Origin of the sequence: Flavobacterium psychrophilum, from assembly GCA_001708385.1 — a bacterium.
Lineage (GTDB): Bacteria > Bacteroidota > Bacteroidia > Flavobacteriales > Flavobacteriaceae > Flavobacterium > Flavobacterium psychrophilum_A.
The window spans coordinates 2281766-2295262 of record CP012388.1; the positions used below are offsets into that span (position 1 = coordinate 2281766).

General features: G+C 37.8%; 14 protein-coding genes. 1 reads left to right on the forward strand and 13 read right to left on the reverse strand.

The window, feature by feature from the left end:
- Positions 1-8: 8 nt before the first annotated feature.
- Positions 9-1472 (reverse strand): polysaccharide biosynthesis protein, encoded by a 1464-nt coding sequence (locus ALW18_09925; GenBank protein AOE52800.1) that lies wholly within the window; start codon positions 1470-1472, stop codon positions 9-11.
- A gap of 289 nt (positions 1473-1761) precedes the next feature.
- Between ALW18_09925 and ALW18_09930 the strand changes: the two genes are divergently transcribed.
- Positions 1762-2004 (forward strand): hypothetical protein, encoded by a 243-nt coding sequence (locus ALW18_09930; GenBank protein ID AOE52801.1) that lies wholly within the window; start codon positions 1762-1764, stop codon positions 2002-2004.
- Positions 2005-2055: 51 nt separating this feature from the next.
- On the opposite strand, the gene ALW18_09935 is transcribed toward ALW18_09930, so the two are convergent.
- The 12 genes from ALW18_09935 to ALW18_09990 form a co-directional block, all read right to left on the reverse strand.
- Positions 2056-2922 (reverse strand): ATP F0F1 synthase subunit gamma, encoded by an 867-nt coding sequence (locus ALW18_09935; GenBank protein AOE52802.1) that lies wholly within the window; start codon positions 2920-2922, stop codon positions 2056-2058.
- Between the two features lie 82 nt (positions 2923-3004).
- The gene (locus ALW18_09940) at positions 3005-4579 is read right to left on the reverse strand and encodes an ATP F0F1 synthase subunit alpha (protein ID AOE52803.1); all 1575 of its coding nucleotides are present in this window, start codon (positions 4577-4579) and stop codon (positions 3005-3007) included.
- A gap of 38 nt (positions 4580-4617) precedes the next feature.
- Positions 4618-5151 carry an ATP synthase subunit delta gene (locus ALW18_09945; GenBank protein ID AOE52804.1) on the reverse strand — a complete coding sequence of 178 codons (534 nt, stop codon included), beginning with the start codon at positions 5149-5151 and terminating at the stop codon, positions 4618-4620.
- A gap of 7 nt (positions 5152-5158) precedes the next feature.
- Positions 5159-5659, reverse strand: a complete 501-nt coding sequence (locus ALW18_09950; GenBank protein AOE52805.1) for an ATP F0F1 synthase subunit B — start codon at positions 5657-5659, stop codon at positions 5159-5161.
- 94 nt (positions 5660-5753) lie between these two features.
- Positions 5754-5951, reverse strand: a complete 198-nt coding sequence (locus tag ALW18_09955; GenBank protein AOE52806.1) for an ATP synthase subunit C — start codon at positions 5949-5951, stop codon at positions 5754-5756.
- Between the two features lie 31 nt (positions 5952-5982).
- On the reverse strand, positions 5983-7176 hold the full coding sequence (locus ALW18_09960; protein ID AOE52807.1) for an ATP synthase F0 subunit A: 1194 nt from the start codon (positions 7174-7176) through the stop codon (positions 5983-5985).
- A gap of 116 nt (positions 7177-7292) precedes the next feature.
- Positions 7293-7646, reverse strand: a complete 354-nt coding sequence (locus ALW18_09965) for a hypothetical protein (protein ID AOE54374.1) — start codon at positions 7644-7646, stop codon at positions 7293-7295.
- Between the two features lie 41 nt (positions 7647-7687).
- Positions 7688-7921: a F0F1-ATPase subunit gene (locus ALW18_09970; GenBank protein ID AOE52808.1), complete on the reverse strand. Its 234-nt coding sequence runs from the start codon at positions 7919-7921 to the stop codon at positions 7688-7690.
- On the reverse strand, positions 7896-8297 hold the full coding sequence (locus ALW18_09975; GenBank protein ID AOE52809.1) for a hypothetical protein: 402 nt from the start codon (positions 8295-8297) through the stop codon (positions 7896-7898). The genes ALW18_09970 and ALW18_09975 overlap by 26 nt, the downstream gene beginning before the upstream one ends.
- A gap of 2 nt (positions 8298-8299) precedes the next feature.
- On the reverse strand, positions 8300-10732 hold the full coding sequence (locus ALW18_09980) for a gliding motility protein (GenBank protein ID AOE54375.1): 2433 nt from the start codon (positions 10730-10732) through the stop codon (positions 8300-8302).
- A gap of 539 nt (positions 10733-11271) precedes the next feature.
- The gene (locus ALW18_09985) at positions 11272-11967 is read right to left on the reverse strand and encodes an ATP-binding protein (protein AOE52810.1); all 696 of its coding nucleotides are present in this window, start codon (positions 11965-11967) and stop codon (positions 11272-11274) included.
- 23 nt (positions 11968-11990) lie between these two features.
- Positions 11991-13463 (reverse strand): hypothetical protein, encoded by a 1473-nt coding sequence (locus ALW18_09990; protein AOE52811.1) that lies wholly within the window; start codon positions 13461-13463, stop codon positions 11991-11993.
- Positions 13464-13497: the final 34 nt, after the last annotated feature.

The window sequence follows — 13497 nt, forward strand, 5'->3', positions numbered from 1 at the left end:
TAAAATAATTATTTTCTTTTTAATATCCTTTGCAATGTTTCTTTCTCTCCTTTATACAGTATTACCATAAATACAATTAGCGATACTATACCAAAAATATAGGTCTCCCTAAATATTGGTATGTAGAACGACAGGCAGGAAAGCGTGATAGACAGCCCAAGATACAGGCATATCTTTTTCATGTCATACGGTATAGGGTAATATTTGTTTCCGAGGTAATATGATATAACCATCATAGTACCGTATGCTGCAACTGTAGCAATCGCCGAACCAACATAACTAATATGCGGTATCAGTATAAAGTTTAGCGCTATGGTTATTACTGCCCCAACTATAGAGATGTTTGCACCAATCTTGGTTTTGTCTGATAGTTTATACCATACCGATAGGTTACTGTAAATACCCAGGAAAAAGTTTGCCAGTATTATCAGCGGCACTACCCTCATACCTTCCCAGTACACTTCATTTCTAAGCATAAGGTGTTTTAGCACATCGGCAAAAACAACAACACCTAACAAAATAACCGATCCGAATATTACAAAGTATTTGGTAATGGTAGCATAGGTTTGCGGTGCATTTTCATTTTTAGAATGGCTAAAGAAAAATGGCTCTATACCCAGCCTGAAGGCTGTAGCAAAAAGCGTCATGAATACGGCCAGTTTATAGCAGGCAGAATATATACCAATCTCAGACTTTGCGATTTTTTCAGGAAGCAGGTGTTCAAGAAAAAAACGGTCAAAGGTTTCATTAATTACAAACGCCATACCTGCTATAAGTACAGGAACACTGTACTTCATCATTCTTTTCCAAAGTTCCTTATCAAAATGCCAGTCGGTTTTTATGTAGTGTGGCAGTAATACCAAAAAGGTAAGGAGGCTGGCAATAAGGCTGGCAATAAAGATATAACCTACAGCAAAGTCTTCTACATATATAAGCTTCCAGAAACTATCCGGAAATTTTAGTGCAAGGTCTTTTAGAAACAGCAGGAAAAACACATTAAGCAATAGATTAACACCCACGTTTCCTATCTTAATTACAGCATAAAGCATCGGCCTGCCCTCTGCCCTTAGTTTTGAAAACGGAATAATTACCAATGCATCCAGTGCCAGTGTCCATATGGTGTATGTTACAAATTCGGGATCAATTTTACCGGCTTCGGCAAGATAGTTTCGCCCAAGCAAAGCAATTACTAAAAATGCTATAGACGACCAGAACAACGATATTGTAGTAGTACTTACAACACTCTTTTTATTGTCAGAATTATAAAACCTGAAAAATGCCGTTTCCATTCCGTAAGCCAGTATAACATTAAAAAATGCCATACCTGCAAATACTAACGACGTCTCACCATACTCTTTATCGGGAAGCACATCTGTATAAAGCGGAGTTAACAGGAAACTGAATATCCTTGGCACAACGGTAGCTATGCCGTATACAGCAGTTTGCTTAAAAAGATTTTTATAAAGGCTCAAAAGAGGTTGGTGTTAATTTAATTAAAACAAAAGTAATTATATTTTATACGATTATAAAGTCATGGCACAATAAACAACAATTTTAGGATGCCCATAATGATTAATATCATTTGCCATTATATTTGCACCTACTAATTCCTACAAAACTATTAGTTATGAAACGTTTATACACTAAATACATTGTACTGTTAGTTTGTTTTTATAGCCCTTTTATTACCCGCAACCGCTTACTCACAAAAAGCACGGTGACTATATCTCAATACCAAACGACACCGTACTATTCAGTAGTATGCTTTTATCAACTGCCTATCATCAGGAAATATGCCCCAGGCCAGCTTTTATCGACAATTGGAAAAAGCGTATTAACGAACGCGGTTTTGTCTGGAAAAATTACCTTGATGAAAATGCCGTATTCCTAAATTCAGAAAAGATCTACTCATTCCCAACTAACTTTTTATTGGATAAAAATGGGACAGTGATCCAAAAAAATATATCTCACGAAGAGATGAAGCAATTGCTTGACGCAATATAAAAAAGGCTACCCGTAAAGGTAGCCTCTTAAAAATATGCTTGTTTTGTATTCTTAGTTGTTCAATGCTTCTGCACCACCCACGATTTCTAAGATTTCGTTTGTAATAGCAGCCTGACGCGCTTTGTTATAAGTCAGCTTAAGCTGATTCCTTAAATCTGTTGCGTTATCAGTTGCTTTGTGCATCGCAGTCATACGTGCACCGTGCTCTGAAGCGAAAGAATCACGTACTGCTTTATACAGCTGCGTTTTTAACGAAAGCGGCACAAGGCTAAGTACAATTTCTTCTTTTGTAGGCTCGAAAATATAGTCAGTTGTTGTGTTAACTGCTTTTTCATCAACCGGAGCTGGCTCAAGTGGAAGGAATTGCTCAGTTAAAACAAGCTGAGTAGCCGCATTTTTAAAGTGGTTATATACCAACTCTATTTTGTCATACTCACCCGCTGCAAACTGATCCATAAGGATTTGTGCTGCATCGGCTACATTTTCAAACGTAAGGGTATCAAAAATTTCGCTTTTGTTACCTACAACATTGCAGGTTTTCTTAAGCACGTCGTTACCTTTTTTACCAATTGCTAAAACATCAACCTGTTTGCCTGCGTAAGAAGACTGAAGGTTTTTAATTTGTTTTATCACGTTAGCGTTAAAAGCACCGCATAATCCCCTGTTTGAGGTAATGGCAACAATAAGCACTTTATTTACCGGGCGCTGCTCAGCAAATACCCCGCCATTGTCGCTGTCAAGGGTAGCGCTAAGATTTTGCAGTAGCTCAGTAAGCTTTTCAGAATAAGGCCTCATGGCCGTAATAGCATCCTGTGCTTTTTTAAGCTTGGCTGCAGAAACCATTTTCATCGCACTTGTAATTTGCATCGTGGATGAAACGGAAGTAATCCTGTTACGTATTTCCTTTAAGTTTGCCATTTTATAATTTGAAAATTAGGCGATTTGAAAATTTGAAAATGATATTACGCATCTTCAAATCTTCAAATCATCAAATTAATTTTTAGTATTTAGCTGAGATCTCTGCTGCTGCTTTTTCAAGCACGTCTGTAATCTCGTCTGTAAATTTACCTGCTTTAAGACCATCAAGTGTTGGTCTGTGTTTAGCATTAAGGTATTCGATAAAGTCTTTTTCAAACTCTTTCACCTTGTTTACAGGTACAGTTTTCAGAAGGTTTTTAGAACCTACATAAATAATTGCAACCTGATCTTCTACAGTATAAGGATCGTTAACAGCCTGTTTAAGGATCTCAACGTTTCTTCTACCTTTTTCAATAACGTTTAGGGTTACAGCATCAAGGTCAGAACCAAATTTAGCAAATGCTTCAAGCTCACGGAACTGTGCTTGGTCAAGCTTAAGTGTACCCGCTACTTTTTTCATTGATTTGATCTGTGCGTTACCACCTACACGTGATACAGAGATACCAACGTTGATTGCCGGACGTACACCTGAGTTGAATAGATCTGACTCAAGGAATATCTGACCATCTGTAATTGAAATTACGTTTGTCGGGATATATGCAGAAACGTCACCAGCCTGAGTTTCGATGATTGGAAGCGCAGTAAGCGATCCGCCACCTTTAACGATTGGCCTTAGAGATTCCGGAAGGTCGTTCATGTTTTTAGCGATATCATCATCAGCGATAACTTTCGCAGCACGCTCAAGAAGCCTAGAGTGAAGATAGAATACGTCACCTGGGTAAGCCTCACGTCCCGGTGGTCTTCTTAGTAGAAGGGAAACCTCACGGTAAGCAACCGCCTGTTTAGACAAATCATCATAGATGATAAGTGCAGGACGACCAGTATCACGGAAGTACTCACCAATTGCAGCACCTGCAAACGGAGCGTATACCTGCATTGCAGCAGGGTCAGAAGCATTAGCAGCAACAATAACTGTGTAAGCCATTGCGCCTTTTTCTTCTAATGTTTTAGCGATACCTGCAACAGTTGAAGCTTTTTGCCCAACAGCTACATATATACAGAATACTGGTTTACCAGCATCATAAAATTCTTTCTGGTTAAGGATCGTATCGATACAAACAGTTGTTTTACCAGTCTGACGGTCACCGATAACAAGCTCACGCTGTCCACGGCCTACCGGGATCATAGCATCAACCGCTTTGATACCTGTTTGTAATGGTTCAGTTACCGGCTGACGGAAGATAACTCCAGGAGCTTTACGCTCTAGAGGCATCTCGTATAGATCGCCACCGATTGGACCTTTACCATCAATTGGGTTACCAAGTGTGTCTACCACACGGCCTACCATTTGCTCACCTACTCTAAGTGATGCGATACGCTGTGTTCTTTTTACTGTAGAACCTTCCCTGATACCTGTTGAAGTACCAAACAATACTACGCCCACATTGTCTTCTTCAAGATTCAGGACCATAGCTTCTAACCCATTCTCAAACTGAACTAACTCACCATACTGTGCGTTAGATAGTCCGTGAATACGGGCAATACCATCTCCCACATTAAGAACTGTTCCCACTTCTTCCAATGTAGCACCCGATTCAAAACCGGACAATTGTTTCTTTAATATTGCTGAAATTTCAGCAGCTTTAATTTCTGCCATGTTACTTTATAGTTTAAACACGTTGTGTGATAAAATACTTAATTACTCAATTCTCTTTTTAATGTCGTAAGCCTGTTGGCTACAGAAGCATTAAATTGTTTATCGCCTATTCTTAGGATAAATCCTCCGATGATAGCCGGGTCAACGATATTTTTTATGGTAATGTTTTTGTTTGAAAACTCTTTTATCTTAGCCATTACCTTGGCTTCAAGTTCTTCGGTAAGAGGTATTGCAGTAGTTACTGTTGCTTCCTCAACACCATTAAGCACATCAAACTGGGTTTTATATTCCTTAGCGATAAGCGGCAGGATGTCGAACCTTTTATTTTCATGCAGCAGGTGAAAAAGTCCCTGTGTGATATTTTGCGAACGTGCAAAAATTTCTTTCAGGGCAGCTTCTTTAGCCTCTGCCTTCACCACCGGGCTGTGAACGAATTCGCTAAGCTCGGCATTATCTTTAATAGTAGATGCTATAAGGGCCATGTCTTCATTTACCTGCCCTGCAGCTCCTGAAGCCTGCGCCATATCCAGGATAGCCTTTGCATATCGTATTGCAGCTCTTGAACCTGTCATATAGCTATTAGTTTAATTTTACGTCTTCAAGCATTCTCTCAACTAAAGCGTTTTGAGAGTCCTTGTTAGACAATTCGTTTTTAAGAATTTTTTCAGCGATCTCAACAGAGAAACCAGAAACCTGATTTTTAAGTTCAGCCATAGCAGCGTTTTTCTCGCTAACAATTGCAGCCTTAGCCTGCTCGATCATTTTATCTCCCTGTGCAACAGCCTCAGCTTTTGCATCAGCGATCATTTTTTCTTTAATTTCTCTTGCGTCTTTAATCATAGCATCCCTTTCAGCACGAGCCTCGTTAAGGATTCTTTGGTTATCAGCCTGCAAGTTTTGCATTTCTTTACGTGCAGCCTCAGCAGATGCTAAAGCAGCAGCAATACCAGCTTCTCTCTCAGTGATAGAAGTCATAATAGGCCTCCATGCAAACTTAACAAGCAACAGTATTAAAACAACAAGTATAACTGCCTGCCAGAAAAATAAACCTAATGAAAAATCATTTACTAACTTATCCATTTTTGTTTTTTATATATTGTTTTTAAGTCAATTTCTTAGTTAAAACAACACCTGTAGCCAACCGCTACAGGTATTGTTATAATTTCTCTCTTTATTATTTTCCTAGGATTAAAGCAGCGAATGCTAAACCTTCTAATAAAGCAGCGATGATGATCATCGCAGTCTGGATTTTTCCAGCAGCTTCTGGCTGACGAGCAATAGCGTCCATTGCAGAACCACCGATTTTTCCTAAACCTAAACCTGCACCGATTACAACTAAACCTGCACCGATTAAATTAAGAGTTCCTTCCATGAGTATATATAAATAAAATTAAACTTCTAAATTAGATAATAATTGGTTCTTCATCTGTGTGGTGATCATGATCCTCTTCGTGGTGATGATCCTGTACTGCCATACCGATAAATAGCGATGACAGCATTGTAAAGATAAACGCCTGTAGAAAAGCAACAAGTAATTCTATTACAGAGATAAATAATGTAAGACCTATAGATATTGGCATATCTGCCGCAAGGTTTTTGCCCACAAACATCATAGCAATTAAACTCATGATTACTACGTGACCTGCTGTAATATTAGCAAACAAACGTATTAAAAGAGCGAATGGCTTTGTAAGCGTACCTAAAATTTCAATCGGCATCAAGATTATTTTCATTGGTACCGGTACATCCGGCATCCAGAAAATGTGTTTCCAATAATCTTTATTTGCACTAAACTGAGTAATAAAGTATGTAAATAATGCAAGACATACAGTTATAGATATATTACCTGTAACGTTTACTCCTAGCGGAGTCATACCTAGCAAATTAAGAATCCAGATAAAGAAAAATACAGTAAGCAGGAAGCCCATATATTTTCTGTATTTTTTTGCACCAATATTTGGTATAGCAACCTCTTCTCTGATAAAAATAATAAGCGGTTCAAGAACTCTACCAAAACCTGTTGGCAATGGACCTTTCTTATACGACTTAGCAAGGCCAACAAACATGAAGAACATCAACGCAGCTACAAATAACATTGTCACAACATTTTTAGTTATAGACAAGTCAAATGGTTTTACGTTTTTATCTGTAGGGTGGCCATGAGTATCTAAATCAAGATTACCCTGTACATCGGTTTTATAAATTTTACCATGGAACTGTTTGTAATAGTTACCATCAACCTCTGCTACTTTTTCACCATGATGAAATTTAGAAGAAGAAAAAACTTTTAATCCGTTATCTACTAAGATTACAGGAAGAGGAAAACCATAATGTTTACCTTCAGCCTCATCAGAGAAAAATGTAAAATCGTGTGTATCCTGAAGGTGATGCTGAATATATGCATCTACCGCATCCTTTTTGCTTTCAGGAGCATGTCCACCTGCGTGGTTTGCTGCATCAGTATGTACTTCAGCAGTTGCAGCATGTTGAACATGAGACTGTACTGTATCGTTTGCAGGATTTGCAAATGAAACTAAGGAAACTACAGCAAAAACTGCTGTTAATGTATTTTTGACTATTCTTCCGGGTAACACCATCTTATTAAATATCTTAATTTTACGGTCCTAAAATTTTGTGCAAAGGTACATTTTAAATTAATATTCCAATATGCCTGCCGTAATTTTTTTTGGTTAATTTCAGATAATTCTATGCTTTATTGCTTATTGTTCAATAAACGAGCAGTATAATATGCTTCGATTGCTAAAAACAAAATGAAAATCACAAAAAAATTAACTTTTTCTGTAGGATTTTGACCTGTATTAGCCAATATTGGACGTATAAAAACATAGCTCCCTGCCATCTTAATAGTGGTAAGCAATAAAAACGCGAAGCCTACTTGTGTATGGCTTATCGTACTTACTTTTATAAGAATACCCAGTATAATTAAAGAGAATATTAGAAAAAAAGCATAGACTAATGCGAGTGGATACTGAAAACCCTGTATCTCATATTCCATCCCGGGAATTTGATAAACAAGAAAATTTACGATGAAAAACACTACTGCCAGACCGGCAGTCCTGATAAAAACGCTAGTGTAATTTTTATCCATTAATTATATTTATTGAGTTGATTAACCTGACGTATTACATTATATAGTGCAATAAAAACACCAAGAAGTGTAAAAATCATTTGATTGGTATTGGATGTATTTCCATACTTTTCGTCCAGCCAGTTGCCAAACCATGAGAACAAGAATATTACTACACCCATTTGAACAGGTATATTAATAAGTGCTATCCACTTGTTTCTTTTTTTCTTATCCTGGTTGCTGTTGCTGGTCATTTGGTTTTTGTGATGGCTTTGCGGGCGTTCTCATTATACACGATGCGCTAAATTCGGCACCCGGCTCTACAGAGAGCCTGCTCGTTATAACTTCTCCAAGTATGTGTGCCTTAGATTTTACATTAAGCATTTCGGCAACTTCTATCTTGCCGTTAAACCTGCCTTCTATATCGGCATTCTTGCATTTAATATCGCCTGTAACACTGCCGGCAGGCCCAATAACGATTTTACCTTTGGTAGTAAAATTACCGGTAAGTTCGCCGTCCAGCCTAAAGTCGGCGTGCGAAATAATATCTCCTTTTATAATTGTGCCTTCTACTATCCTGTTGGTTTTACCAAGCAGGTCGGTATACGACTTTTGTTGTTTTTCAAACATCCTTATTCTATCGCTAAAAATTCGGTAAAATTCTTTTTTATCTGTACTACCTTGTAATCTTCGGTAGAAATGATAACCGGCGTTTCAGCCACTTTATATGTTTTATAATCTTTAAGCACAGATACTGCATCTTCGGCAGCAAGCTTGCTTATAAGGCCGTGAATAACCAGCATGTTTTCATTTAACGTATACACGTCGTTAGAAAGCGTTATGTTGTTATTAAGCCCTTCTTTTATAAATTTCAATATTTTGTCCGAAAGTGGTTTTATCCTTGGATCGTTAGGGTTATCAAACTTAAATACAATTTTCCAGCTTGCTGTTGGCTGACCCAATGTCAGTTTTTCAAGATTCGGAATATCCGACTTAAGCATAACTTCAGCTTTCTTGCCCTCTTCACTATTAGGGTAATTAAGTGCCACAAAGTTTAAACCTTTTTTGTATTCTTCCAGACCTAAAAGCCTTGCTGCAACATTAACCTTAAGCAATTCGAATTTAGAAACGATTTCTTCTCCTGTATAGTTGTCTATATATTCATCAACCTCTGCATATACCTCACGCGCTTTGCCTTCATTGTATTTTTTAAACAATGTAGCATAAGCTGCTTCGGGAGATAAATTTTTAGCTGCATCAGATGTTGGATTCTTGATGATTTCCGCATAGCGGCTTTCAGGATATTGCGACAATATCTGCTGCTTGTAGTTTTCGGCTTTCGCCGGATCTATAATCTGATATATTTTATAAAGGTTATATTTTGACGGAAGCACAAGCCTTTCTTCAGGATTGTTTTTAAGTAACGTCTCCAGCTTATCTGCCGCAAGTTTATATTCTTTAAATTTCTCCTTATATATAGAACCTAACTGATAGTACGCAAAGTTACGTTCTTTCGCAAGGCTGTCTAAAACAACCGTAGATGTTGGTAATTGCGATATATAAAAATCAGGATCGTATTTAGGCTCTAACTTAACATCTTTACTGTTACCTGTTCCGCTGTCAGCTACAATCTCTTCATCGGTAGTAGCTCCCGGACTATTTTTCTGTTCTGAAGACCATCTCCAGTTATCGCTAAGTACCCTGTTACCCCAGCGCTTTTTAAATTCCTGCTGACCGTAAGAAACAGTTGCCGGCGTGTAGAAATAAAATTTACCTCCCGGTGCTCCTGTAAAACCGGAAGCCGAAGCCTGATCGTTTGCCGCTGCACTTTTTGCTGCGCTTCTTGCAAAAGGAGAACTTTCAGCAAAAGTAGATCCACCACCCGAAGAAGCAGATGCAAGGTTTTCTTGTCTTATTGCCTCTTTTTCAAGTCGGATTCTTTCAATCTCTTCTTTCCTTTTAAGCTCCGCAATATAACCCTGGTAATATGATTTTCTGCCTCGCTCATCTAAAGATGCTACATGCAGTATACTATCGTTAACCTGAGCTATTGCTTCATATTTTATTACATCTGCAAGGTTGTCCCTTTTCTTTTTAATAGCCCTGAATTCTCTCGACCTGTTGTCAAGCGAAACCATAGTGCTATCGTAGTAATTACCTGCGACAGGATATTTTGCTTCTTTAAATTTAATTTCGGCGATATTCCTGTAGTTAGAAGCTATTAGATATTTATCCTGAGAATTAGCCCTAAGCGATTTATTGTAATATGTTACTGCTTTGGTATCGTCGTTTTGCTTATCATAAAATAACCCTACCTGATGGTTTATGATATCAAGATACGGCCTGTTCTCCCTATCTTTAAGCAACTTCCTGTATTTTTCCATAAACACAAGGGTGTCGCCTTTTGTATGGTCAAATTGTCCTGCCTGCATAGCATGTGCCTGTATTACATAACGCCTTGGTGATTTTCTCTTCATATCAATCACCCTTTGGTATTCTGTATATGCACTATCCGGCATTTTTTCTTTACTATACAGCTGACCCAGTATAAAATGATATCTTGCTTTCTCGTCGTTAATTCGTGAAAATTGAGCCGCATTTCTAAGTACAGTTATAGCACTGTCGTTAGCCTGAGTTCTCAGATATCCTTCGGCAAGTATGGCATTGGCATCGGCAAAAGTCTGCTCATCCATCGCATCTCTTTTTTTCTCTATAAGCTCTTTCAAGTTTCTTATAGCAATACCTTCGTTTTCAAGCTGGATATTTGTTTTTTCACGCCAAATTTTAGCCTGGTCTATTTTATCACTGCCGGGATATTTTAAAAGAATATAATTGAAAGCTTCTAACGCCGGTACAAAACGGTTTTCATAGTACCTTGCTTTTCCTAATAAAAGGTGTGCTTCATCTATTTGCGGGTTCTTTTCACTGCCCGCTATATTCATAGAATGTTTTTGTATCGCCTTTGTCGCTTTTTCTTCCGCTCTTTTAAAATTTCCTGTTTGCCCGGGCAATGCTGTATTCGCTGGAGATGCTGCACCTGGCACTCCTACCGTTCCGGCACCCATACCTTTTGGGGTCGCCATATCGGTAGCTCCCATAGCCATTTTACCACTTTTCGCAAAAGATGACGGCACTCCTGCTATTGACCCTGCTCCCGCCGCTCCTTTTGCAGGCGAAGCCGGTAAGGCACCAACAACCGGTGCAGAAGGGTCTGTTTTAATAACATCCTCTTTCAAAACAATAGGCTGCATCCTTTCTATGGGTAAAACCTCCCAAAAATTATCCTGATAGGTACCTGCAACCTCTAAGAGGCCGGCATCAAGGGCAAGGTTACCATTATACAAAACATTGTATTGGGTGTTAACCGCATGATAGTTGCGATTTATAAACGAATCTTTTTTAGTAGAACACGCGATTGCGAAACCTACCGTACCAAAAAGAATAAAATATTTAGAAGTACTGGTTTTCAATGTAAAAGCTTTTTTATCCTTTAACTTTCAAAATCTCACTTTAGTATAAAAGAGGGTAAAAATACGCTTCTTTTTGTTATATGTATGTTTTTTGATAAAAAAAATCCCCCTTTAACGAGGGGGACTTTAAATAGCTAAACCGCAAAAAATTCTTCTAGTTCTTTCAGCGTTTGTTCAGATGTTTTTATGTCTTTTACAATTTCACCTTTGTGCATGGCTACAATACGGTCGCTAACCTCTGTAGTGTGTGCCAGGTCATGGCTGGACACCAATACCGTTACATTTTTATCATCTGCCAATTCCTTAATTATTTTTTTTAGCCTAAACTGCGTTGTAGGGTCAAGATTTGCAAAAGGCTCATCCAGAATAATCACCTCAGGATTACCAATAAGAGTAGCTATAATACCTACCTTCTTCTGGTTACCTTTACTAAGGTCACGCAGGTACTTTTTCTTATTAAGTATCTCTCCGTTAAAAAAGTCTTCATGCTTTTTAAGTAACGCATCTACGTCGGCTTTATTTTGTCCACGCAATTCGCCTATAAAATAAAAATACTCTTCAGGCGTAAGGTATCCAATTAAAAAGGTTTCATCAAGAAATGCTGCCGTAAACGGTTTCCATGCTTCACTTTCGTTTACCTGTATGTTTTTAGATTTCACCGAACCTGTTGTAGGCTCAATAAGATCCAGCAATAGGCTAAACAGCGTAGTCTTTCCTGCCCCGTTATTACCCACAAGGCCAAAACTCTCACCCTGCTGAATTTCTAAATTTCCTATATTAAGTACGGTTACCCCGTTATATGTTTTTCTAAGATTGTTTATTTGTATCATGATAAAGTACTATTGGTTGGATGTTAGTTTTTTTGTTTGTAAGCTGCAAGGGTTTTGTACTTCTCTATTTTATATACTTTTTCGATCATAGAGAATACCCAGTTTCTAAAAGCAAAGCCAAGTACACCAAATGCTACTACTATTATCATTCCTGCTTCCGGACTCATAAAATAGTAACCTATTGCATACAACGCTACAGGCAGTAGTATTTTAGGTACAGACAGTAATAATGTTTTAACGTTAAATGCTTTTTTGTCGCCAAAGGCCTGCTTACTACTTGCTAAATCTATGGGTGTTTTTATATAAGCACCGCCTAAAAGTACCAAGTGTGAGTTTACACCTATATTATATATTGCACCGGCAAGTATCATCAGATACGTTTCAACTCCAAAATAAAGGTAGAACGCTGCTACCACTGCACTGATAACAGTACCTATAACTACCAGCCACCATTTAGAAGATATGTATTCTTTATACTGAATGTTCTGGCTCATCATTAGCGGATAATAGGCACTATCCCAACTTGGTACAAACTGACCAAAAGTGAACATAAAGCCTCCAGATACAAAGATACCCGCAAACATTTTCCAAAAAGGCCCGTCGTAAATTTCTATAGCACTTGTAAAAAACAGTAATCCGTAAAAAATAAAGGCAACGCTCATTATAAGGGTAGTTTTAGAACGCTTATTTCTTCGTAAAAGTTTTATATCATTTTTAAGGAAGGTACCCAGCGTTCCAAACTTATTAAGCCATGTATAATCCTGTGTTTCCGCAATTTCATGTTTGCCTTTAAGACCTGTATCCAGATATAATTCTTTAGAGAAAAGCTTAAAACAGGTAATCCATAAAAAGGCAAGCACTACAATAGGTATAAGGAACACATAATACGTTGAATACATCCCCTGATAGAAAACAGATGTAACAATTGTAATATCAAAGAAACTGTAATACTGAACAATTCCCACGGCAGCAAGTATAACAGCAATCGTCCAGAACAACCAATCCTTATCGTAAATAAGCAGGTTAAGGAAATTGTTTGCGTATATTAACGCAATAATGCCTAAATGCCATAAAATTACATTTACAACATCGTAACCATTTATAATTAGCATTACAGAAAAAGGGATAAAGAAAAAGCAATGCAGAATATTAAAAAAAGACAATGCCGTTTTACCTAAGGCGAAATTTACAATCGTACTTCGTTTAATAGGCAGCGTAAGTAATGGCCTGATGTTAATTACAGGGACCTTTTGAAGAAAGAAACGGATCAACAGATCTAAAACCAGATAGTATATAATGAACTTGTTTACTACCACTAAAGGATCCTGTCCCATTTGTTCTTTAATAATATGATAAGATGCTAATCCCATTATAAGAAATAGTACCCCAAAATAAATGGCTCCAAGTATCATAAATACTTTTAGCGCCATGTTGCCTGCAAAAGATGATGCCCTTGTGAATGATTTCCATTCGAGCCGGATAAATTGTCTGAACATTGTAATTTGGTTGATGGTTTAGTTAATAGGTAAG